Raw genomic sequence first — 24,016 nt, 5'->3', positions numbered from 1 at the left:
GAACAATACGATGAAAAAGCATGTAATGCAGATACCTGAAATGCGCCGTGTAAAGCGTATTCACTTTGTTGGTATTGGCGGCGCAGGTATGGGCGGTATTGCCGAAGTATTATTAAATGAAGGTTATCAAATATCAGGTTCAGATATTGGCGAAAACCAAGTTGTAAAAAGATTGGTTACCTTAGGCGCTAGTATTGTTATTGGTCATCAAGCAGACAATATTGACGGCGCTAGCGTTATTGTAGTCTCAACCGCTATTGATTTAGATAACCCTGAAATTATTGCTGCAAAAGAGAGGCGAATTCCTATTGTTCGTCGTGCTGAAATGTTAGCTGAGCTAATGCGTTTTCGCCATGGTATTGCTATTGCGGGAACTCACGGTAAAACAACTACCACGAGCTTGATTGCGAGTATCTTTGCCCAAGGACAGCTTGACCCTACTTTTGTTATTGGTGGATTACTTAATAGCGCAGGCACTAATGCTCGCTTAGGCAGTAGTCGCTATTTAGTGGCAGAAGCTGATGAAAGTGACGCGTCATTCTTACATTTACAACCTATGGTTGCGGTTATTACCAATATTGATGCCGATCATATGGAAACTTATCAAGGTGACTTTGAAAAGTTAAAAGATACCTATATCGATTTCTTACACAACTTACCTTTTTATGGCTTAGCTGTGGTGTGTATTGATAATCCTGTTGTAAGAGAGTTACTGCCGCGAATTTCTCGTCAAGTGATCACCTACGGTTTTTCAGAAGATGCCGATATTCGAGCAGTAAATTATCAGCAAGACGGTAGTGTGAGTCATTTTACGGTTGAAGTTGATGGGCAAGCACCGCTGGATATGAGCGTTAACTTACCTGGACAACATAACGTACTTAATGCATTAGCGGGTGTTGCCGTAGCAAAAGATGAAGGCGTTAGTGATGATGCTATTTGCCAAGCATTAGTTGACTTTGCTGGAATTGGTCGACGCTTTGAACAACTAGCTGACTTATCTACTGGCGCAGGAAAAATGGTCTTAGTTGATGATTATGGTCATCACCCAAGTGAAGTAAAAGCGACTATTTTAGCTATGCGAGCAGGTTGGCCAGAAAAACGTTTAGTCATGGTATTTCAACCACATCGTTATTCTCGAACACGTGATTTATATGAAGATTTTGTTGAAGTGCTATCAGAGGTCGACTGCTTATTTCTATTAGATGTTTATGCTGCAGGTGAAACGCCACTTGCGTCAGCAGATAGTAAAAGCTTAGCAAGATCTATTCGTCAACGAGGTCAAATAGAGCCTGTTTATGTTAGTGATGCTGAAAAGTTACCTGAGTTAATAGCCGCACAGCTACAAGATAATGACATGGTTATTACGCAAGGCGCAGGAAGTATCGGCTTAGTGGCGCGAAACTTAGCCGCTCATGAATTATTAAACGTATAACTTTTAACTAATAAAACTGATTGTATAACTTAAGTGAACAAATAGAAGATGAAACTAACAACAAAACAAAGTCAGCAACTTGATAAAATTAAGCAAGAGAAAGTTGCCGTATTATACGGTGGCAACTCAGCTGAGCGTGACGTTTCATTGAACTCAGGCATCGCGGTTGCTAAAGGGTTAACTGCAGCTGGATTTAATGTTGAGCTTATTGATACCAAATTATTACCATTGAGCGAATTAAGCACTAAAGAAATAGATCGTGTTTTTATTGCCCTACATGGCCGTGGTGGTGAAGATGGCTGTTTGCAAGGCGCACTTGAATACTTAAATATTCCCTATACCGGCTCTAAAGTTTTAGGCTCTGCGCTTTCTATGGACAAAGTGCGCAGTAAACAAATATTTAAAGCGAATGATTTGCCAACAGCGCCATTTACTGTGGTTAATAAAGAAGATTTCGCCGATTTGCCGTTAGCGCAAATATTGACGGACCTTGGTGGTCGTATCATGGTTAAGCCGGCTAATGAAGGCTCAAGTATTGGTATGGCGCAAGCTAAAACAGTTGAGCAGTTAAATAATGCGCTTATTGAAGCGTTTAGCTTTGACCAACAAGTTTTACTTGAAGCATGGATTGAAGGGCCAGAGTACACCGTTGCTATTTTAGGCAACCAGGCACTGCCATCAATTCATATGGAAACACCGCGAGAGTTTTATGATTATGAAGCTAAATATCAGTCAACTACCACGCAATACCATTGCCCGAGTGGTTTAAGTGCTGATGATGAGGCCGAAATTCAACGATTAGCATTACAAGCTTTTAAAGCAACTAATGCGCAAGGCTGGGGACGTGTTGATGTAATGCGTAATAGTGACGGAATATGGCAATTACTTGAAGTCAATACAGTGCCAGGTATGACAGAAACATCATTAGTACCCAAGTCAGCTAAAGTGCACGGTTTAAGTTTTAGCGAGTTAGTAACGCAAATATTATTACTGAGCGAACCCGCTTAAGAATATTTTAATTAAATTAATAATGAAAAACAGGTAAGTAATTAATGACAAACAACACTAAACCAATCAATAGCCCCTACCAAGGAACATCGTTTTCTTTTGGTATTGGTTTATTGTTTTTTTTAGTGGTGGTTTTTAGCTTTATCACTTTAGCTTGGTGGCTTTCTCAGCGCTTTATGGCACAAGAAAGTGTACCGGTAACCTCAATTGTTATTTCTGGGGAAATGCCATATAGCCAACGAAGTGATATTGCTAAAGCAATAGAGCATGTTGATCTAGGCAACTTCTTTAAGCTTGATGTCGACCAAGTGCAAACACAAGTATTGGCATTGCCTTGGGTTTACTCGGTTGCAGTAAGAAAAGAGTGGCCGAATGAGTTGAAAATATATGTTGTTGACCAAAAACCGGTTGCATTATGGAATGGTGATTTCTTACTTAGTCAGTCAGGACATGTTTTTCAAGCAGATGCTTCAAGGATTAAACACTATTTACCAAGTTTTTTTGGCCCTGAAGGTACAGAACATATTGCGCTAGAAAACTACCGTAATTTAAACTCGTTACTTGACTATAAAAGCCTTAGTATTGATGAGCTTATATTGACAGAGCGCTTTTCTTGGCAGTTAACACTTGATGATGGTGTTACCTTAAATTTAGGGCGAGAAGAACGCGTTGAGCGCATTCAACGTTTTATGGATGCTTACCCGATGATAAAAGAACGACTTAAAGCAAAAATAATTGTAGAAAAAGATAAAAATCAGGCAGTTGATTACATAGATCTGCGGTATGATACAGGATTGGCTGTTGGTTGGAAAACCATCAGCGAGCAAACTAAAAATAATAATTCAGAGATAGAGTTTAATGTCTAAAGCAGCAGAAAGAAAATTAGTCGTTGGTCTTGATATCGGCACCTCAAAGATTTCGGTCGCGGTAGGTGAGATTACCCCTGATAATCAATTAAGTATTGTTGGTGTTGGTAATCAATTAGCACGCGGTATGGACAAAGGTGGCGTTAACGATCTTAATTTAGTTATTCAATCTGTACAGCGAGCGATTAACGAAGCTGAATTGATGGCTGCTTGTCAAATTAGCTCTATTTATTTAGGTATATCGGGTAAACATATAAGTTGCCAAAATGAAAATGGCATGGTGCCCGTTAACGACACTGAAGTAACGCAAGAAGATGTAGATAACGTTATTCACACTGCTCGCTCGGTGCCTATTTCTGCAGAGCGTCGTATGTTACACGTACTGCCACAAGAATATAGCATTGATTGCCAAGACGGTATTAAAAGTCCTATTGGTATGTCTGGCGTACGTATGGAAGCAAAAGTTCATATTGTTACTTGTGCTAATGACATGGCAAAAAATTTAGTTAAATGTGTTGAACGCTGTGACTTAAAAGCGGATCAATTAATATTTTCAGCACTGGCCTCGAGTTATGCGGTATTAACAGAAGATGAAAAAGAACTAGGTATTTGCGTGGTAGATATGGGCGCAGGTACTATGGATATTTCGGTTTTTATTGGTGGAGCTTTACGCCATACCGCAGTTATTCCAGTGGCAGGTAATCAAGTTACTAGTGATATTGCGAAAATATTTAGAACACCATTAAGTCACGCTGAAGACATTAAGGTGCAATATGCTTGCGCGTTAAAAGAATTAGTAAGTATGGAAGAGAGTATTGATGTGCCAAGTGTTGGCGGACGTCCTGCGCGTTCTATGTCTCGCCATACGTTATCGGAAGTTGTAGAGCCAAGATATCAAGAATTGTTTGAGCTGATTCAAGATGAAATTCGTGAATCAGGTCTAGAAGATCAAATAGCTGCAGGTTATGTCTTAACCGGCGGCACTGCAAAAATGGAAGGGGTTGTTGAGTTTGCAGAAGAAATTTTTCAAATGCCAGTACGTATAGCGGCACCGCTAGCAGTGCAGGGCTTGAAAGAATATGTTAATGACCCTAGCTATGCCACTGTTGTAGGACTTTTACATTATGGCTTACAAGCCAATAGTGAAGCCATAAGTGAGACAAGTAAAAACGATAGTGTTGCAAGTTTATGGACACGAGTACATGCGTGGTTTAAAGGCGAGTTTTAATTGCCTGAAAACTTAACGTTTAATTTGTAAATTTAAGTATTGTTAGTAAAACGGAGAGATGAAATGTTCGAATTGATGGAAGATCATAACGAAGAAGCGGTAATTAAAGTTATCGGCGTTGGCGGCGGCGGTGGTAATGCTGTTGAACACATGGTGTCACAAACGATAGAAGGTGTTGAGTTTATTACAGCAAACACCGACTCTCAGGCACTACGCAATTCATCAGCTAATGTTACCTTACAGTTAGGTGCAGATGTTACCAAAGGCTTAGGTGCTGGTGCTAACCCTGAAATTGGGCGCTGTGCTGCAGAAGAAGATAGAGAAACTATAAAGCAAGCTATTCAAGGTGCTGATATGATCTTTATTGCTGCTGGCATGGGTGGCGGTACTGGTACTGGTGCTGCACCAGTAGTGGCTGAAATTGCCAAAGAAATGGGCATTTTAACCGTTGCGGTTGTCACTAAACCGTTCCCTTTTGAGGGGAAAAAACGTATGAATTATGCTGACCAAGGTATCGAGTTTTTAGCTAAAAACGTTGATTCTTTAATCACTATTCCTAACGAAAAATTATTGAAAGTATTAGGCCCAGGTACAAGCTTGCTTGACGCATTTAAAGCGGCAAACAATGTTTTATTAGGTGCAGTACAAGGTATTGCTGAGTTAATTACTCGTCCGGGTTTAATCAATGTCGATTTTGCCGATGTACGTACCGTTATGTCTGAAATGGGTACTGCGATGATGGGGTCTGGTACCGCATCAGGTGATGACCGTGCTCAAGAAGCGGCAGATGCAGCTATTTCTAGCCCATTACTTGAAGATGTCGACTTAGCTGGTGCTCGTGGTATTTTAGTTAATATTACCGCTGGCATGGATATCAGCATCGATGAATTCGAAACCGTTGGTAATGCAGTTAAAGCATTTGCTTCTGAAAATGCGACCGTTGTTGTTGGTGCGGTTATCGATATGGATATGAGTGACGAGTTACGTGTAACGGTTGTTGCAACGGGTATTGGCGCAGAAAGCAAACCTGATATTACGCTGGTTAACCCTATGCCAATGGCAGAGCAAAAAGTGGTTGGTAGTGATTACACGCCAGCAGCACCACAAGTTGCTACTGAAACTGTTGCCATGACCGATAGTAATGTACAGAAAGTTGCGGCAACGGACTTAGAAAACTATTTAGATATACCAGCATTTTTGCGTAAACAAGCAGACTAGCTACATTTTTACTACATATTTGTAGTAGAAAGTAACATATTGTTAGCGCTATGCTAAAGGTATAAGTGATAATTTATTGTGCAAGTGGTATGTCCACTAAGAGGTGTTTTTTGATTTATACACTTTTTTTTGGTATATTACGCGCCCATTAAATAGAGCTATTTATATTTTGTCGTACTTTGTTTATGAAAAGTAATAGTAAGCACGTCATTATTTGATTTGTTTGCACTCCCTTTTTATCAATAAAGGTAACTAAGTTTGCATTTTTACGGTAACAGCCTTTGCTATTTATAAAAATAGTTAACGCTGAAACCTTAAACTTAGGGCAGTTATAAATTTTCACGCAACAGCTCTAATCAGCTAAAGTAAATAAATCGAGGCTAATTATGATTAAGCAACGTACATTAAAAAGTAGTGTTTCAACGGTTGGCGTTGGATTACATAAAGGTGAAAAGGTACAGGTTACTCTCCGTCCTGCACCGGCAAACACTGGTATTGTTTTTCGACGAGTAGATCTTGATCCCGTAGTCGATATCAAAGCGACACCTGACGCTGTGGGTGAAACTACGCTATGTACGTGCTTAGTTAATGAACAACAAGTTAAAGTTTCAACAGTCGAACATTTATTATCAGCTGTGGCTGGGTTAGGTATTGATAACTTAATTATTGATGTTGATGCGCCTGAAATTCCTATTATGGATGGTAGTGCATTACCTTTTGTTTATTTAATTCAATCTGTTGGTATTGAAACGCTAAATGCAGCGAAGCGTTTTATTCGTATTAAAAAACCAATACGTGTTACTGAAGGTGATAAATGGGCTGAGTTATTACCTTATGAAGGTTTTAAGGTTAATTTTGCCATAGAATTTGATCACCCAGTAATTGCCAACACTTGCCAGACTATGAGTATGGACTTCTCTAGTTGTTCCTTCATTAAAGAAATTAGTCGAGCACGTACTTTTGGCTTTATGAAAGATATTGAGTTTTTACGCTCTCATGACTTAGCGCTAGGCGGAAGTTTAGAAAATGCTATTGTACTTGATGAGTACCGTATGCTTAATAAAAATGAATTACGTTATGATGACGAGTTTGTGAAGCATAAAATTCTTGATGCTATTGGCGATCTTTATATGGGTGGTACCAGCATTTTAGGTGAACTTAATGCATTTAAATCAGGACATGGTTTAAATAACCTTTTATTAAGAGAAGTTTTTAAACAAGTTGATGCGTGGGAGTGGGTTACTTATGAAGATGACAAGCCTTCACCTATCGAATATCAAGAGATCAGTGCAACTGCTTTTTAACTTAATACTTATGTATATAGTTATGTGTAGTTATGTATAGTTATCTATGATCAACGTAGTTATTTCAGGCTGTTATTTACCAAATAACAGCCTTTTTACTTTAAAATAGCCCTAGCTTATTTATCTACTCATTCATGCTATAACTTGTTAACAATACTATTATCTTTACCAAGCTATAAAATACGAGTTAATAAGCGTGCTTTATATGTGTTTACTTCCCGCAACTTTCGCAAGTTTTTCTAATTTTTCTTTCAGCCCTTTTGGTGCTTTTTTAGCAACCTCTAAAAATTGCTGCGCGGTTATTACATTATTTACTGTGTTGATATTATTCTCGTCGGATGACTTACTTGTTTGTGATATAGTGTTTTGAGGTTTTTTATCAAACAAGTTAGTCCGACTTTGACGGAAACTTTGGGGATTAATTTTTATTTCAATACGTTGAAATTGTCCATGGGTTTGCTCTATAAGAGCATTACAAATATTGTTGCGTTCAAACTGTAAACGCTGCCCCCAAGCGGGCGACTTAACATCAACAATAAGTATGTCGTCACGAGAGTTAGCAATATGCCAAGCATCCGCTGGTAAATCAGGACATATATGCCTTACAATGTTGGCCAAAATAGTCAAAGAGTTGGTTTTTTCTTGAATTTGTGCCAAAGTGCCTGTCGTTGATTTTAGCAACGATGACATATTGATAGGAGCTTTGGGTTTTCTTGCCATAAAAGTCTTTAATTTATAATGTGTTATATAAAGTGCGTGTAAGCCAACAAAATAGTTAACCGATAAAGCAAACTAACAGAATTAAGATGATATGAGTTTAACATTACTGTACCGAGGAAAGAACGTAAGATTTTCAATGCAACTAAATAAGTTGCGTTGGTTAACTGCACTTCTATGCTTCGGTTTATTGTCAGGAACAATTATTCATTTAATTATTTCAGGGAATAAGCATACCGATATTAACCAAACCGATCTTGGTCAATACCAAATAACAAAAGCTCATGAAAAAGAAAACTTAACGAGTGTTGCTAAACCAAACAATGAACAATTAACCGCATTAACCATTAAGTTAGCTGAATTACAAAGCCAGGTTTTGCGCCTTAATGCTTTGGGTGAACGTCTAGCCGCAGATGCAGATATACCCGAAAAAGAATTTAATTTTTCAGAGCTGCCACCCGCTGGTGGCCCATCAATTCAAAGTGAAAAAATACCTTCAAAATCTGTTGAGCAACTGCTAAACGAGATAAGTTTGTTTGAGTCAGAAATAAAACATGAAGAAAAACAGCTACACATGCTTGAATCTTTGGTTTTTGGTCACCATATAGAAAATAATCGTTACTTATCTGGTCGACCTATATCAAAAGGTTGGTTATCGTCTTATTATGGAGTTCGTAAAGACCCATTCAACGGTAAGGCGACTATGCATAAGGGCATTGATTTTGCTGGTAAGGAAGATGCAGCTATTATCGCTACCGCTTCTGGTATCGTAACTTGGGTAGGTAAACGCTACGGTTACGGTGAACTCGTTGAAATTAACCATGGCGATGGCCTTAAAACACGTTACGGGCACAATAAAACTATTGTGGTTGCCGTTGGTGATGTTGTTGAGAAAGGGCAAACCATTGCACGTATGGGAAGTACAGGTCGCTCAACCGGGCCTCATGTTCATTATGAAATTTTACGTAACAACACGCAGATAGACCCGTTGAAATTTGTTTATCGTAAAGCGAAAAAGTAAATAAGAACAACAATCTCAGTAGTTAAGTCAGTACATAGGCGTATTTAAGTAATATCAACAGCTGTAGCAATTATTGCTATGAAATAATTTTCAATTAATGGTTTAAAGAAGATGTTTGTAAATTTATTAACAAAAATATTTGGTAGTCGTAACGATAGATTACTGAAAAAAATAGGTAAAGAAGTAAATAAGATAAATGCACTAGAGCCAGTAATTGAAGCACTAAGTGATGAAGAGTTAAAAGCGAAAACAGCTGAATTTCAAACTCGTTTTCAAGAAGGTCAATCACTTGATGAGTTGCTTCCTGAAGCATTTGCTGTTGTGCGTGAAGCAAGTAAGCGTGTCTTTGGTATGCGCCACTTTGACGTACAAATGATTGGTGGTATGGTTTTAAATGACGGTAAAATTGCCGAAATGCGTACTGGTGAAGGTAAAACACTCACCGCAACACTACCTTCGTATTTGAATGCGTTAACGGGTAAAGGCGTACATGTTATTACCGTAAATGATTACTTAGCAACGCGTGATGCAGACTGGAGTCGACCATTATTTGAATTTTTAGGTATGACGGTAGGTTGTAATATTGCTGGTTTATCGACACAAGAAAAGCAAGCAGCATATCAGTCTGACATTACTTACGGTACCAACAACGAATTTGGCTTTGATTACCTACGTGACAATATGGTGTTCTCTGCACAAGAGCGCACGCAAAAACCATTAAACTTCGCAATTATTGATGAAGTTGACTCTATTTTAATTGATGAAGCGCGTACGCCGTTAATTATTTCAGGACAAGCAGAAGATAGCTCTGCGTTATATAAAAGCATCAACCTTATTGTTCCAACACTTGAACAGCAAGATGAAGAAGACAAAGAGGGTGAAGAGAGTACTGGTGACTTCACTATTGATGAAAAAGCGAAACAAATTTACTTAACGGAACGTGGTCAAATTCATATTGAAGAGATCATGGTTGAAAAAGGTTTGATGCAAGAGGGTGATACTTTATTCTCTGCCGCTAACATTACGCTGTTACATCACGTAATGGCAGCCCTTCGTGCTCATAAGCTTTTCCAAAAAGACATTGATTATATTGTAAAAGACGGCGAAATTGTTATTGTTGATGAACATACTGGTCGTACAATGGAAGGGCGTCGTTGGTCAGAAGGCTTACACCAAGCGGTTGAAGCAAAAGAAGGGGTTAACATTCAAAATGAAAACCAAACCCTTGCATCAATCACTTTCCAAAACTACTTTAGAATTTATGAAAAACTGTCAGGTATGACAGGTACTGCTGATACCGAAGCTTTTGAATTTCAACACATTTATGGTTTAGAAACTGTGTTAATTCCAACCAATCAGCCTATGGTACGTGATGATAGAGCCGATTTAATTTACTTAAGTGAAGAAGAAAAATTTGAAGCAATTCTTGCTGATATTAAAGACTGTGTTGAGCGCGGTCAGCCAACATTAGTTGGTACCATTAGTATTGAAACATCAGAGTTTTTATCTAACTTACTGAAAAAAGAAAAAATTAAGCATAAAGTATTGAATGCTAAGTTTCACCAACAAGAAGCAGAAATTGTTGCTGATGCTGGTCGCGAAGGTGCTGTAACAATTGCTACCAATATGGCAGGTCGTGGTACCGATATTGTATTAGGCGGCAACCTAAATAGTATTATTGAGCGACTCAATAACCCAACGGAAGAGCAAATAGAAAAAGCGAAAGCGCAATGGCAAGCTGATCACCAACGCGTGTTAGACTTAGGTGGTTTACATATTATTGCCACAGAGCGTCATGAATCTCGTCGTATTGATAACCAATTACGTGGTCGTGCTGGTCGTCAAGGTGATAAAGGTTCAACACGATTCTATTTATCAATGGAAGATTCATTGATGCGCATTTTTGCCTCAGAGCGTATTTCAAATATGATGCGTAAGTTAGGTATGGAGCGTGGTGAAGCTATTGAACATCCTTGGGTAACTCGCAGTATTGAAAATGCGCAACGTAAGGTTGAAGGTCGTAACTTTGATATGCGTAAGCAATTGCTTGAGTATGATGATGTTGCTAATGATCAACGTGGTGTTATTTATGAACAACGTAATGAACTACTTGATGAAGCTGAAATTAATGAAGTCGTTGCAGCAATTCGTAGTGATGTAATCAATAACGTTATTGCTCAACATATTCCAGCGCAATCTCTCGAAGAAATGTGGGACATTCCTGGGTTAGAAGAGCAGCTTAAAGGTGAATTCTCAACTGACTTACCAATTACAAAATGGTTAGAAGAAGATAATACCTTACACGAAGAAAATTTACGTGAAAAAATTATTGCGGCATTTGAGCAAGAATATAAAGATAAAGAAGAAGCTGTCGGCGCTGATGTATTACGTCAGTTTGAAAAAGCCGTGATGTTACAAAGCTTAGACTCGCATTGGAAAGAGCATTTATCGGCAATGGATCACTTGCGACAAGGTATTGGCTTACGTGCTCACGCACAGAAAAACCCTAAGCAAGAGTATAAACGTGAGTCTTTTGAGTTATTTACAGAAATGTTAGATAACCTAAAATATGATGTTGTTGGTATTTTATCAAAAGTACAAATCCGTGCAGAGTCTGATGTTGAAGCGGTAGAAGAGCAACACAGAAAGTCGGAGGAAGTTGCTAAAGACTTTCAGCATGAATCAACGCAAAATGAAAGCGCTGCATCGCAAATGCCAAGGGTAGGACGTAATGATCCATGTCCGTGTGGCTCAGGTAAGAAATACAAGCAATGTCATGGAAAACTCTCTTAACTAGTCATTATGACTACTTAAAAAGTATTTAAATCGAATTGTTTATAAAATACCAGTCAATGACTGGTATTTTTTTGTTTTGTCATCAAAAGCCCCTAATACATAGGTTTAGTAACATCGATATAAAACGAAACGTTCATATCGAGTAAGCGAAAGAGGAGTACGCAAGCTATGAGTCAACTTGTTCAGGTTGCTGTTGGAGTTATCACCCGAGTAGATGATAATAATCAGCGGGAGTTTTTTCTAACTAAACGCGCAGAGCATGTCCATCAGGGGGGGAAATGGGAATTCCCAGGGGGTAAGGTCGAAGACGGCGAAACTGTAGCTCAAGCGCTTGCTAGAGAACTTAACGAGGAAGTTGGTATTGAGGTGCTGTCTGGTCAACCCTTAACGGTAATAACGCACGACTACGGTGATAAGTGTGTGTCGTTAGAGGTTTTTATCGTAGAAAACTTCTTACATGAGCCGACTGCGCAAGAAGGGCAGCTACAAGGGTGGTTTTCTTTACCCTCATTAAAAACGCTAGATTTTCCTGCGGCTAATCAGACTATTATTGAGCTACTTGATACGCTAACCTGAACTCAGGTTACAATAGTTTAATAATGTGCCTTAGTCGCTTATTCTGGCTCAACAAAAAATTTATTATGCAGTAAAAACTCATCTTCTAAGGCATCTAGCATTTCTTCGCTTATCGCACTGTCCATCTGTATGGGTTGGCTAATTTTATGCCCTTCTTCTGCCCATTCACCTAAATCAATAAGCTGACATCGTTTTGAGCAAAAAGGACGAAATTCATTGCTAGGTAGCCACGCTACTTTAGCTTTACAGTGAGGACATGATACTTCAAGAGTCATAAGGGCAAGGTGCTATTATTAATGGTAGAAAGGATTATACACCGAAAGAGGATGTGCTAACAGCGAGCAAGTTGAAATTCAGTAGCCTGATTTGAATACCGTCTACCCGTATGCTGGCAAGGTAGCATAAAACGAATAGAGTAACGGAATTTATTGCCACTGACGGTGGGATAATATTGTAAGTTTTGGGCTAATTTTATACGCAATAATAATAGACCTTCGCCATTATCTTGGTAGAAGCCACTATCGGTATTAATGGTTTCAAATTCTGCGCGTTGGCGAATAAAACGTAATACTAGCTTTAGTGCTTGATTTACGTCATTGAGTAAGGTTATCCAGCCTACGACTTCTTGCTGTATTATATGGTGCGGTTGGTTAAGCCAAAAGGTTAACTGAGGCAAATCAAAACTTGAACTACCACCTTGAATAGCAAAACGCTGCTTTAAACCGGCAAGAAACTTATTGTCTTTGAGTTGATACCATGTTGGCTTATTAGAGCGTAAACGGCTTATTAACTTTACTGTTTCAGATAAGTTATCTTCTAGAGCGCTAGTGTCAATATCTGGAGATTTAGACCAAATAACTAAGTTCTGCTCAAGTTTTTCCATGTCTTTAATAAGGTCGCCACGAATATCACAACGCTCAAGCGTATCGATAATGGCAAATAAGCTGTTAAAAAATACTTGATTGCTTATTTGTAGATCACCTTCAATACAACGGTTTGCCTGGGCAAAAAGCTGCTCAAGCTTTAAATAATTACGAATACGCTCATTGAGCGGGTGTTCATATAAAACCGTTGACATACAAAGCTAAAGTCTAATTGCAAAAAAGGTAAAGATATACTACCTCTACCCAAGCTAAATGGCGAATTATTTAGCAATTTTACTTAAAATTAGCTTGATTTCAATAGTATTTTGAGGCGATGTGACTTAATAAAGACTGTTATTTTGCTTAGGCTAAGTTAATAAGTTAAGTCACGCTAAGCTAAGGTATTTACGGTGAAGCTGGTGAACATTATCCAAAAGTAGATTGCTTACATTATTTTCAGTATTATTTACATCATTGCAAATAATGTCATCGGCTAATGAGAGTCTATGCTCTCTACTCGTTTGGCTGGCGATAATCGCTTTAATTTCATCAGTATTACTGGTATCACGTAATAGAGTGCGCTTAATTTGAGTTGCCTCACTAACATCAACCACTAGTAGTCTATCAATGAGTGACATTAGGTTATTTTCAATAAGTAAAGGTGCCACTAAAATACAATAAGGGGAGTTTGCTGCAGCTGTTTGTTGTACTAGTTCAGCTCTAATTATTGGGTGCAGTAAATTATTAAGCCACTCTTTGTCATTGGTATTGCTAAATATTCGAGTACGTAATAAAGCGCGGTTTAATTGACCATCAGCATTAATATAACTATCACCAAAGTGCTCAGCAATTGCATGCAATGCCGCACTGTTAGGTTGAACTACTGTTCGAGCAATTATATCGGCATCAATAATATCGATACCTAAGGCTTCAAACATTGCTGTTACGGTGCTTTTACCGCTACCAATACCGCCAGTTAATCCGATAATAAACTCTGACATGCTTTGCTTCTTATCTTTTAGATTAAGAGATTAAATTAGAGGCTAGATTAGAGATTATAGTAATGTTGCTAAATACCATGACCATAAATTATTGCCCCATAACAGGGTGATCCAACCAGCAATAGCTAAATAAGGCCCGAAAGGGATCCCTTGATCTTTTTGGTGGTTTTTAAAGAGCATTAACGCAATACCGATAATAGCGCCAACAACTGAAGCCATTAAAATTAATATGGGTAATAATTGCCAGCCAGCCCATGCACCAAAAACAGCAAGCAACTTGAAATCGCCAAAGCCCATGCCTTCTTTGCCGGTGAGTAATTTAAATAACCAGAAAACACAAAATAAGCTCATATAACCAGCAGCAGCACCTATAACAGCATCGGTTAACGGGACAAAAGTACCATTAATATTGATTAATAACCCAAACCAAAGTAACGGTAGAGTAATTTGATCAGGCAATAACATATGATCAAAATCAATCATAGTTAGTGCGACTAATCCCCAAGTGAGCAGTAGAACATATAAGGCCTCTATACTTGGCCCATAATGTGCAGCGACAACGAGGCTTAACAATGCTGTTGATAGCTCTACCAATGGGTAACGACTAGAAATACTTTGTTTACACTGGCTGCATTTTCCACGTAATGTTAACCAACTAACTAACGGAATATTTTCATAAAAACGAATTTTATGCTGACAATGCGGACAAGTTGAAACGGGAGTTGATAAGGTAACTTTTTCTAACTTTTTTGCTTTAACATCTTTTACCTCATCAGCTAAAAACTCCCGACACTCTTGGTACCAAGTGTATTCCATCATTTTAGGTAAACGATAAATAACTACATTTAAAAAACTTCCTACTGACAGTGATATAAGCGAAACGGACAAGTAGAAGAAGCTAGGTACTGTTTGAAATAAGTGGTAAATGTTATCTGTTAAGGTTGAAATAAAGCTGATATTGAACAAGTTGAGTTCCTAAGTGGTTTGAATATGAGGATAGTGTCAATTAAGGTCTCGGAAATAGTTTATATACCGAGACCTTAAACTTTATTAATAGTTTAGTTAATTGCTTTACACAACCATACCAATTTGGAAAATAGGTAAGTACATAGCAATGATAAGACCACCAATAACTACCCCTAAAACGGCCATTATCATCGGCTCCAATAGTGCCGTTAAACCATCTACCGCATCATCTACTTGCTGCTCGTATACTACAGCTACTTTAGAAAGCATGTCATCTACAGCGCCAGACTCTTCACCAATAGCGACCATTTGAATAACCATATCAGGAAATATTTTACAATTACGCATCGCTAAGTTCATTTGCATACCTGAAGATACTTCGGTGCGAACCTCTAAAATAGCATCGCGAAATACAGCATTACCTGATGCACCGGCGGCAGAAGCTAACGCATCTATTAAGGGGACACCTGCCGCAAAGGTTGTTGATAGTGTACGAGCATAACGTGCAACAGCTGCTTTTTCTAACAGATCACCAATTACCGGCAGCTTTAAAATATTTTTATCGACTTTATCGCGTAAGCTTTGACTATTGCGATGTGCACGTTTAAATAAATAAGAAAAAGCAAATAATACTCCTAACCCCATATACCAGTAAGCTTGCATAAATTCGGATATTGATATTACTAGTAAGGTAAAGCCGGGGAGTTCAGCGCCAAAGCCAGCAAAAATCTCTTGAAAAACAGGTACCACAAAAATCAGTAATATTGCGGTAACAATGAAAGCGATTACAAGTACGGCAATAGGGTAAGTTAGTGCTTTTTTTATTTTACTTTTAAGGGCTTCTGCTTTTTCTTTATAGGTTGCGATACGAGCATAAATGGTTTCTAGGGCACCTGATTGCTCACCAGAGGCAACTAAATCGCAATATAGATCATCAAAAAATAATGGATGCTCCCGTAAGCAGTCTGACAAGGGAATACCTGAAGAAAGTTTATGACCTATTTCCCCTAAAAGCTTTCGCATTTTTCCGTTGTCATGACCTTTACCAATCATATCAATGGTTTGTACAAGAGGTACCCCTGCGCCAAGCATAGTGGCTATTTGACGCGTAATTACAGCGATATCGGCAGGAGTAATTGCTTTATCGCCCCCCAAGCCAAATAAGGCTTTAGGTTTCTTCTTAACCCTGCTAGGGGTAATACCTTGTTTGCGTAGTTGTGCTTTTAGTTCAATAATATTATTGGCAGGTAATTCACCATTTATTTTTTTACCTTTACGGTTCACACCGTGCCAAATAAAAATATCTTGCTCTTTTACCTTCTCTACTGCTTTGTTTTTTTTTGTTGTTGAGATTGCCATAGTGATACCTAGCTATAACTAGCAAATATAAAATGTAATTAATAAAAGCTAAGACTGTATATACGAGTAATGATGATATAAGGTAAGTGTAGCTTTTATACTTAATGTACAATAACTTAAACTAATATTAACTACTAGTCACGCGATTAATTTCCGCTAAGCTCGTCATACCATTCATGGCTTTTTGCAAACCAGATTGACGTAAGTTATTGTAACCTTCTTTTTGACATTGGGTTGCAATATCAAGTGAGTTACCACCTTCCATGATAATTGAGGCGATTTGAGGACTGATTTTAATAACTTCATAAATGCCAACACGGCCTTTATAGCCACCGGTGCAGTGAGTACAACCTACCGCTTTATATAAGGTGATTTCAGCTAGCTTATCGGCAGGAAATCCTTGCTCTGCTAATTGTGTTTCTGATAATACTTCTTCTTCTTTACATTGCGGACATAAGCGTCTGGCAAGGCGTTGTGCGATAATAATTGAAACTGAGCTAGCAACGTTATATGAAGGCACCCCCATATTTAATAAACGGGTTAGGGTTTCTGCGGCAGAATTGGTATGTAAGGTCGATAATACCAAGTGACCGGTTTGTGCGGCTTTAATTGAAATCTCAGCGGTTTCTAAGTCTCGAATTTCACCAACCATTACAATATCAGGATCTTGACGTAAAAAAGAGCGTAATGCCCCAGGGAAGGTTAAACCAGCGCGATTATTAATTTGAACCTGATTAATACCTTCTAGGTTGATTTCAACTGGATCTTCTGCTGTGGAGATATTTCGTTCTTGAGTATTAAGAATATTTAAGCCGGTATATAAAGAAACGGTTTTACCTGAGCCGGTTGGGCCCGTTACTAAAATCATTCCTTGCGGCTGCTCTAATGCATCCATATAGATTTGTTTTTGCTCTGGCTCATAGCCAAGCATATCAATACCTAGCATAGCACTGGACGAATCAAGAATACGCATTACTATTTTTTCGCCCCACATCGTAGGCAGCGTACTGACACGAAAATCAATTGATTTTTTCTGGGAAAGTGCTAGTTTTATTCGACCATCTTGCGGCACACGACGCTCTGCAATATCGAGTTTTGACATTACTTTTAAGCGAGCCGCCATACGAGCGGCTAAACTGACTGGTGGACGGGCTATTTCCGCTAAAATGCCATCAATACGAAAACGGATACGGAAAGACTTTTCATAAGGTTCAAAGTGTAAATCCGAGGCGCCTTTCTTTATTGCATCAAGTAATATTTTATTAATAAAAACAACAATGGGAGCATCTTCATCGGTGCCATTATTGTCATCTTTTTTAGTTTCTTCAACATCAATGCCGGCAAGTTCATCAGAGTCTATATCACTTATATCTAGAGCACTGCTTTCATCTTCAAGTACTTTTTCAATACAGCTTTGTAAACTTTTCTCATCACATAATATAAGCTCGGTACTATATCCCGTATTAAATTGAATCTCTTCTAATGCGTTTAAGTTTGTCGGGTCTGACATTGCAACAAATAGCACTTTGCCGCGTAAATACAATGGTAGGGCGTTATGTTTTAATATCAGTTTTTCGTTACGAACCCCCTCAGGCATTAAACTGGTATCAAAATTGTTCAGTTGAATTTGCGGGTAGCCAAAACTTTTAGAGAGCACTTTTGCGATTTTAATGCCATCAAGGCTTCTATCATCAATTAAATAACGAATAAAAGGGACGTTTTTATTTTTAAAATCATCTGATATTTCATCAAATAGCTCAGGGGGGATGAGGTTTTGTTTAGCAAGTGCAGATAAAACGCTTGATTGTTGGTGACTTCCTTTCATTTTTTACTTTATCTCGCTTCTGAGTAACTAAAACAACGACATTTTAGCATATTGGTTTCTATCGTCGATTGGAACAATATCAATAATTGTTAAGCTATGATTCAAAACTACAACACCTATACGGTTTTTACCAGCAAGTACTTTAAAATGGTGGCTTTTCGTATATTTTTTTTTAATTGAATTAGGCAGGTTATCATAATCAAAGTTATCATCTTGCAATATTTTACTTGTTAGTTTTTGATAATTGTTAGCCGAATATAATAAAGGCAAATAAGTTAAGTCTAAATCATGACTTGTTTCATTAACCATACCATAATAAATGAAGTTATATGTAGGTAGAGGCAGTTTAGTGTTGAGGTAATTTTCATTTATTTCTTTAACTGGAATTTGGTGAAACATGCTATTTGCATAAATAATAGCAAAAGGTCGTTCATTATATATTTGATTTAGCCCGTATGTTAAGGCTGTGCCTTGCATTGAGATAATAACTAACATATCAAAGGTACGTTCTAATTTACTTTTTTTTGTATTTATTAATACAAATGTTATTAGTGGTCCTAAAACAATATCAACAACAGCCAATGTTAGTATTGCAAACCAAGTACCGTCTAATATTAAGAATGGTTTTGGAAACCAAATATATATGCTAACTAAACTAATAGAGCTTACTATTAGTGTGCTGATGGCTAAATGCCAATAGAAATATTTAGCTTTGACTTTATTCATGTTTGTTTTTAGATTTGTGTATTATTGTTATTTATAACGAAAAAAGCTCCTATAGATAGGAGCTTCTTAATATAATAGCTAGTATTTCTAGTATTTATAAAATACTAATTAACATACACCATTTTCTATACACGTACCAGTTTGTGCCCAAGATAGCGTATTATTAGCAGCTGTTGGGGTAAATATGTAGGTTGAAGAACCAGCATCATTACCTTCACCTGTTATAACAGCTGTTGTAGCAGCAATATTTACAGATGCTACCTCAGCACCAGCTTCGACACCAGCTTGTACTGCCCCTATTTTTGCATATGTATCACAATTTGCTAAATCATAATCACCACGTGTTTGGAAGCAAATATCAATAGCTGATCTTACTGAACCTACAGCTAAAGTAACTTCACTATATCGCGATTTTTCAGTGTATGTATTGTAAGCAGGTAATGCTACCGCCGCCAAAATACCGATGATTGCAACAACAATCATTAATTCAATTAGGGTGAAACCCTTTTGTGCATTGCTTTTTACTTGTTGTAAGTTTTTCATAGTTATATTTCCATTTAATTATCTACGGGGACTAAATTCATACTGCGATAAAATTCTACAAATGTAAAACTTTTTCACAAATTATTTTACTTTATATGCTGGCATACCAGCAATGATTTCTTTTATAACTCATTATTATCTATAAGTTAACTTAAATTTTTAATTATTGTGAGAAACATTGATCTGTGCCCTGATTTTGTTTTATGAGCTAATAAACATAACTTGTTACCTTTTTGTTTGGTATTGCCTTGCTATTTATAAATGTGGGTAATTACAGTTACCTGTGTACCTTATTTTAATTAAATTTAAGAAACTTATATCTGCTATAAATAGCGTTATAGTTAAGAGTCATTATTAATATAGCTATAAAATGCAAAAGATTAAAAAATGTGCGTGATTTTTTTAAAGTGTTTCTGTATAATCCGCGCTCCCTACGTTACAAATGCTTTTGTTTTATTGCTTGATGTACGTCGGCTTTATCAATAAAGGCGCTGGGCTCGATGCTCGAAGGGGCAATGGCGTAGTCCATTTAACCGATGATTTATTACTTATACTAGCTTTAGTTGGGTATTAGGTTGTCATTTAAGTAACACTTTTAAAATTGGGTTTTTTAATGAAAACTTTTGTAGCTAAACCAGCAAGCGTTGAACGCGAATGGTTCTTAGTGGACGCCGAAGATAAAACTTTAGGTCGTATCGCTACTGAAATTGCAAGCCGTTTACGCGGAAAGCATAAAGCAGAATATACTCCTCATGTTGATACTGGCGATTACATCGTTGTAATTAACGCTGAGAAAGTACGTGTAACAGGTAACAAAGCGAAAGGTAAAATTTACTACTCGCATACTGAGTTCCCTGGCGGCCTTAAGCAAATTAGCTTTGAAAAGCTAATTGAAAAAGCACCAGAACGCGTTCTTGAATTTGCTGTTAAAGGCATGTTACCTAAAGGTCCTTTAGGTCGTGAGATGTTCCGCAAATTAAAAGTATATGCTGGTGCTGAGCACAAGCATACTGCACAACAACCACAACTTTTGGAGCTTTAAGCAATGGCTGATAATCAATATTACGGTACTGGTCGTCGCAAGAGCTCTACTGCTCGTGTGTTCATGAAAGCTGGTAACGGTGCAATCACAATTAACAAACGTGACATTTCTGTGTACTTCGGTCGTGAAACTGCTCGTATGGTTGTTCGTCAACCATTAGAGTTAGTTGAAATGTTAGAAAAGTTTGACTTTAACATCTCTGTAGTTGGTGGTGGTATTTCTGGTCAAGCTGGCGCAATCCGTCACGGTATTACTCGTGCATTAATGGAATTCGATGAAACTTTACGTAGTTCTTTACGTAACGCTGGCTTCGTAACTCGTGATGCGCGTAAAGTTGAGCGTAAGAAAGTGGGCTTACATAAAGCACGTAAGAAACCACAATTCTCAAAACGTTAATTTTATTATATTCGGTATTTGTACTGGGTTGTTATCATTATTGGTTTTTATAGTTTAGTAACCTAATCGTAAAAATTATAATTAAACGACTCATTTAAGTGCAGAATATTTAGTAAATATACATTTAAAAAGCCGACATTCAGTGTCGGCTTTTTTATACCCAAAAATTAATGAGTGCTAGGTACCTAAAAAGGTTTCTTTAAAAGCTAATCATTATGATTAAAGCCGTGTTGTTTTTACTTATATTCTTCTGTTTTGATTTATTTCAAACTATTTCAATTTATTTCGTCTTTTACTTAGCCTAAGTTCCTTTTTACCTTGTAAAAAATGGGGGTTTTCTTTATGATCGGAAAAATTTTTTATCGATATACCGCTTGGTATGAATTTGATCTAATAAAAACAAACGCTATGCTTGTTGGTAATTATAATTATATAGCCTCAAGCGTTAAAAAATTGTTTAAATTAGTGTCTTAGTTGGAGAGTATGAATGAGCAATGTGCCTGTTAATAACGGCCGCAGACGCTTCTTAACGGCTGCTACTGCAGTTGTTGGTGGTGTTGGCGTCGTCGGAGCGGCTGTGCCTTTTATTGCTTCCTGGAATCCAAGTGCTCGTGCGAAAGCAGCGGGCGCTCCAGTTGAAGTTAATGTAGGTAAAATACAGCCTGGTCAATTAATCCGTGCTGAATGGCGTGGTAAACCTGTTTACGTAGTGCGTAGAACAGAAAAAACTGTTAATGCCTTGGCTAAACACGATGACCAATTACGTGACCCTAATTCTGAAAATGCTCAGCAACCCGAGTACGCCACTAATGCTTACCGTTCAATTAAGCCTGAATTCTTGGTTGCTTTAGGTGTTTGTACTCACTTAGGTTGTGCCCCAACTCACCACGGTGGCGATTTCGCTGAATTCGTTGAAGGCGTTGATGATGGTTTCTTCTGTCCTTGTCATGGTAGTAAGTTTGATATGGCTGGCCGTGTTTTCCAAGGTGTTCCTGCTCCGTTAAACCTTGTTGTTCCTGAACACTCTTTCATTAACGACGACACCCTGTTAGTTGGTGTTGCACCAGGAGAGGCATAATGTTGACTAAACTCGTTACCGACCTAATGGGATGGGTAGACAAACGTTTGCCTGTAACAGAAGCTTGGAATAAGCATGTTGGGCAATACCCAGCACCAAAAAACTTTAACTTTTGGTACTTTTTTGGCTCTTTAGCCATGCTAGTACTTGTTAATCAAATCCTTACGGGTGTTTGGTTAACGATGAACTATGAACCATCAGGTGAGGGCGCTTTTGCCTCAATTGAATACATCATGCGTGATGTTGATTACGGCTGGTTGCTTCGTTATATGCACTCTACAGGTGCATCAGCATTTTTCGTTGTTGTGTACTTACACATGATGCGCGGCCTAATGTACGGCTCTTACCAAAAACCACGTGAGCTACTGTGGATTTTCGGTATGTTAATCTACTTAGTGTTAATGGCTGAAGCATTTATGGGTTACTTATTACCTTGGGGTAATATGTCGTTCTGGGGCGCACAAGTTATTATTTCGCTCTTTGGTGCTATTCCAATTGTTGGTGAAGACTTAGCAACGTGGATCAAAGGTGACTATGTTATTTCTGGTGCAACGTTAAACCGTTTCTTCGCTCTACATGTTATTGCATTGCCATTGGTATTAGTAATACTTGTATTCTTACACATTCTTGCACTTCATGAAGTTGGGTCAAATAACCCAGAAGGCGTAGAAACGAAGAAGCCTAAAGGTAGTGTTAAACCTGAAGAGCTATCTAAATTTAAGTTCCATGAGAGCTACACGAAGAAATATGATATCGTCGACTCTATTCCTTTCCACCCTTACTACTCTGTTAAAGATATTATGGGTGTTGCAGGCTTCTTAATTTTATTTTGTTGGGTAATGTTCTTCTTCCCAGAAGGTGGTGGTTACTTTATTGAGGCGCCAAACTTTACACCTGCTAATGGTTTGAAAACACCTGAGCATATTGCGCCAGTATGGTACTTTGGTCCTTTCTACACCATTTTACGTGTAGTACCTGACAAGCTTGGTGGAATGCTTCTAATGTTTGCGGCAATTGGTATGTTATTTGCTCTACCTTGGTTTGACCGTGGTACAGTTAAATCTGTGCGTTTCCGCTCAAAGTGGCACTTAGCTAACTTAATTCAATTTGCTATTTGTTTCATAATATTAGGTATTTTAGGTACTATGCCAGCAACACCAATTGCTAACCTTATTGGTGTAATCACAACGTGTGGTTACTTTGGTTTCTTTATCGCTTTATGGTTCTACAGCAAAAACGAGAATACTAAGCCGGTACCAGAGAGGGTTTCTCACTAATGAAAAAATTAATCTTAGCCTTTGCACTTAGCATTGCAGCCCTTGCACCGTCAGCAGCTTTTGCTGCTGGTCCAAGTGTGCCAGTAGATAAAGCAAATAATGATTTATCAGATAAAGAGTCATTAAAAAGAGGCTTTCAAACTTACATTAATTATTGTTTAGGTTGTCACCAGTTACAGTATCAACGTTATAACCGTACTTTTACTGATTTAGGTATTGAAGAAGCGGATGGTGTTGAAAACTATATGTATACTGGTGAAAAATCGGGTGACCATATTACTAACACTATGCCTAAGAAAGACGCGGCTAAATGGTTTGGTACTGCACCACCTGATTTAACATTAATAGCCCGTTTAAAAAGCCCTGATTATATTTACACTTATTTGCGTACTTTCTACATAGATGAGTCGCGTCCATTTGGTGTAAACAATACCACCTTTAAAGATGTTGGTATGCCACATGTATTGCAAGATCTTCAAGGGATACAGGTTAAGGTTGTTGATAAGCCAGCTATTGCCGCAGATCCTGAAAATGGCATTAAAGCGCAAGCAGAAGTTAGCCATTTAGAGCCTGCAAGAGGTGGCACGCTAACAACTGAGGAATATGATGACCTAGTACGTGATTTAACTAACTTTTTAGAGTATGTTGGTGAGCCAAACAAACTTGAGCGTAAAAGCTTAGGTTACTGGGTTATTGCTTTCTTATTCTTCTTCTTTATTATTGCTTATTTACTTAAGAAAGAATATTGGAAAGACGTACATTAAGTTGTTGAAG

The 24,016-nt window shown here is 37.9% G+C and carries 23 protein-coding genes; 14 read left to right on the top strand and 9 right to left on the bottom strand.

Features of this window, described 5'->3' with window-relative positions; genetic code table 11:
* Window positions 1-10: 10 nt before the first annotated feature.
* From murC to lpxC, 6 genes are all read left to right on the top strand, one after another.
* The gene (murC, locus tag ABD005_RS06390) at window positions 11-1,432 is read left to right on the top strand and encodes a UDP-N-acetylmuramate--L-alanine ligase (RefSeq protein WP_215981508.1); all 1,422 of its coding nucleotides are present in this window, start codon (window positions 11-13) and stop codon (window positions 1,430-1,432) included.
* 48 nt (window positions 1,433-1,480) lie between these two features.
* Complete coding sequence (locus tag ABD005_RS06385) at window positions 1,481-2,440, top strand: D-alanine--D-alanine ligase (protein WP_343816328.1); 960 nt, start codon at window positions 1,481-1,483, stop codon at window positions 2,438-2,440.
* 44 nt (window positions 2,441-2,484) lie between these two features.
* Entirely contained in the window at window positions 2,485-3,306 is an 822-nt protein-coding gene (locus ABD005_RS06380) for a cell division protein FtsQ/DivIB (protein WP_215981435.1), read from the top strand.
* On the top strand, window positions 3,299-4,534 hold the full coding sequence (gene ftsA / locus ABD005_RS06375) for a cell division protein FtsA (protein ID WP_215981434.1): 1,236 nt from the start codon (window positions 3,299-3,301) through the stop codon (window positions 4,532-4,534). Before ABD005_RS06380 ends, ftsA begins: the two co-directional genes overlap by 8 nt.
* Before the next feature lie 63 nt (window positions 4,535-4,597).
* Complete coding sequence (gene ftsZ / locus ABD005_RS06370) at window positions 4,598-5,752, top strand: cell division protein FtsZ (RefSeq protein ID WP_215981433.1); 1,155 nt, start codon at window positions 4,598-4,600, stop codon at window positions 5,750-5,752.
* A gap of 386 nt (window positions 5,753-6,138) precedes the next feature.
* Complete coding sequence (gene lpxC, locus ABD005_RS06365; protein ID WP_215981432.1) at window positions 6,139-7,056, top strand: UDP-3-O-acyl-N-acetylglucosamine deacetylase; 918 nt, start codon at window positions 6,139-6,141, stop codon at window positions 7,054-7,056.
* Window positions 7,057-7,257: 201 nt separating this feature from the next.
* Here the strand turns inward: lpxC and ABD005_RS06360 are convergent, their stop codons facing one another.
* A complete protein-coding gene (locus tag ABD005_RS06360; protein ID WP_343816319.1) occupies window positions 7,258-7,776 on the bottom strand; it encodes a DUF721 domain-containing protein in 519 nt (172 codons plus the stop codon).
* Between the two features lie 136 nt (window positions 7,777-7,912).
* On the opposite strand from ABD005_RS06360, the gene ABD005_RS06355 reads away from it, so the two are divergent.
* The 3 genes from ABD005_RS06355 (at window position 7,913) to mutT (ending at window position 12,166) form a co-directional block, all read left to right on the top strand.
* Window positions 7,913-8,794: a M23 family metallopeptidase gene (locus ABD005_RS06355; RefSeq protein WP_343816317.1), complete on the top strand. Its 882-nt coding sequence runs from the start codon at window positions 7,913-7,915 to the stop codon at window positions 8,792-8,794.
* Between the two features lie 111 nt (window positions 8,795-8,905).
* On the top strand, window positions 8,906-11,587 hold the full coding sequence (secA, locus tag ABD005_RS06350; protein WP_215981429.1) for a preprotein translocase subunit SecA: 2,682 nt from the start codon (window positions 8,906-8,908) through the stop codon (window positions 11,585-11,587).
* Between the two features lie 171 nt (window positions 11,588-11,758).
* On the top strand, window positions 11,759-12,166 hold the full coding sequence (mutT, locus tag ABD005_RS06345) for an 8-oxo-dGTP diphosphatase MutT (RefSeq protein ID WP_343816313.1): 408 nt from the start codon (window positions 11,759-11,761) through the stop codon (window positions 12,164-12,166).
* 38 nt (window positions 12,167-12,204) lie between these two features.
* Here the strand turns inward: mutT and yacG are convergent, their stop codons facing one another.
* The 8 genes from yacG to ABD005_RS06305 form a co-directional block, all read right to left on the bottom strand.
* On the bottom strand, window positions 12,205-12,441 hold the full coding sequence (gene yacG / locus ABD005_RS06340) for a DNA gyrase inhibitor YacG (protein WP_215981427.1): 237 nt from the start codon (window positions 12,439-12,441) through the stop codon (window positions 12,205-12,207).
* 56 nt (window positions 12,442-12,497) lie between these two features.
* Window positions 12,498-13,244, bottom strand: a complete 747-nt coding sequence (gene zapD, locus ABD005_RS06335; protein WP_343816309.1) for a cell division protein ZapD — start codon at window positions 13,242-13,244, stop codon at window positions 12,498-12,500.
* Window positions 13,245-13,415: 171 nt separating this feature from the next.
* On the bottom strand, window positions 13,416-14,030 hold the full coding sequence (coaE, locus tag ABD005_RS06330) for a dephospho-CoA kinase (protein WP_343816307.1): 615 nt from the start codon (window positions 14,028-14,030) through the stop codon (window positions 13,416-13,418).
* 54 nt (window positions 14,031-14,084) lie between these two features.
* Window positions 14,085-14,987, bottom strand: a complete 903-nt coding sequence (locus ABD005_RS06325) for a prepilin peptidase (RefSeq protein WP_343816392.1) — start codon at window positions 14,985-14,987, stop codon at window positions 14,085-14,087.
* A 114-nt stretch (window positions 14,988-15,101) separates the two neighbouring features.
* Entirely contained in the window at window positions 15,102-16,355 is a 1,254-nt protein-coding gene (locus tag ABD005_RS06320; RefSeq protein WP_343816304.1) for a type II secretion system F family protein, read from the bottom strand.
* A 127-nt stretch (window positions 16,356-16,482) separates the two neighbouring features.
* Window positions 16,483-18,180: a type IV-A pilus assembly ATPase PilB gene (gene pilB, locus ABD005_RS06315; protein WP_343816301.1), complete on the bottom strand. Its 1,698-nt coding sequence runs from the start codon at window positions 18,178-18,180 to the stop codon at window positions 16,483-16,485.
* A 27-nt stretch (window positions 18,181-18,207) separates the two neighbouring features.
* Entirely contained in the window at window positions 18,208-18,906 is a 699-nt protein-coding gene (locus tag ABD005_RS06310; RefSeq protein ID WP_343816298.1) for a hypothetical protein, read from the bottom strand.
* A 108-nt stretch (window positions 18,907-19,014) separates the two neighbouring features.
* On the bottom strand, window positions 19,015-19,449 hold the full coding sequence (locus ABD005_RS06305; protein WP_343816295.1) for a pilin: 435 nt from the start codon (window positions 19,447-19,449) through the stop codon (window positions 19,015-19,017).
* Window positions 19,450-20,062: 613 nt separating this feature from the next.
* Here ABD005_RS06305 and rplM point away from each other — a divergent pair.
* The 5 genes from rplM (at window position 20,063) to ABD005_RS06280 (ending at window position 24,006) form a co-directional block, all read left to right on the top strand.
* Complete coding sequence (gene rplM, locus ABD005_RS06300) at window positions 20,063-20,491, top strand: 50S ribosomal protein L13 (RefSeq protein ID WP_215981421.1); 429 nt, start codon at window positions 20,063-20,065, stop codon at window positions 20,489-20,491.
* Window positions 20,492-20,494: 3 nt separating this feature from the next.
* Window positions 20,495-20,887 (top strand): 30S ribosomal protein S9, encoded by a 393-nt coding sequence (gene rpsI / locus ABD005_RS06295; protein ID WP_215981420.1) that lies wholly within the window; start codon window positions 20,495-20,497, stop codon window positions 20,885-20,887.
* Window positions 20,888-21,374: 487 nt separating this feature from the next.
* On the top strand, window positions 21,375-21,965 hold the full coding sequence (gene petA / locus ABD005_RS06290; RefSeq protein WP_343816291.1) for a ubiquinol-cytochrome c reductase iron-sulfur subunit: 591 nt from the start codon (window positions 21,375-21,377) through the stop codon (window positions 21,963-21,965).
* Window positions 21,965-23,242 carry a cytochrome b gene (locus ABD005_RS06285; protein WP_343816288.1) on the top strand — a complete coding sequence of 426 codons (1,278 nt, stop codon included), beginning with the start codon at window positions 21,965-21,967 and terminating at the stop codon, window positions 23,240-23,242. Before petA ends, ABD005_RS06285 begins: the two co-directional genes overlap by 1 nt.
* Window positions 23,242-24,006, top strand: a complete 765-nt coding sequence (locus tag ABD005_RS06280) for a cytochrome c1 (RefSeq protein ID WP_215981417.1) — start codon at window positions 23,242-23,244, stop codon at window positions 24,004-24,006. The genes ABD005_RS06285 and ABD005_RS06280 overlap by 1 nt, the downstream gene beginning before the upstream one ends.
* The last annotated feature ends 10 nt before the right edge of the window (window positions 24,007-24,016 follow it).

Source organism: Colwellia asteriadis, assembly GCF_039523295.1.
Taxonomy (GTDB): Bacteria; Pseudomonadota; Gammaproteobacteria; order Enterobacterales; family Alteromonadaceae; genus Colwellia; species Colwellia asteriadis.
Note: the sequence above shows the minus strand (reverse complement) of the source record. Positions and strands in the feature narration are given on the sequence as shown.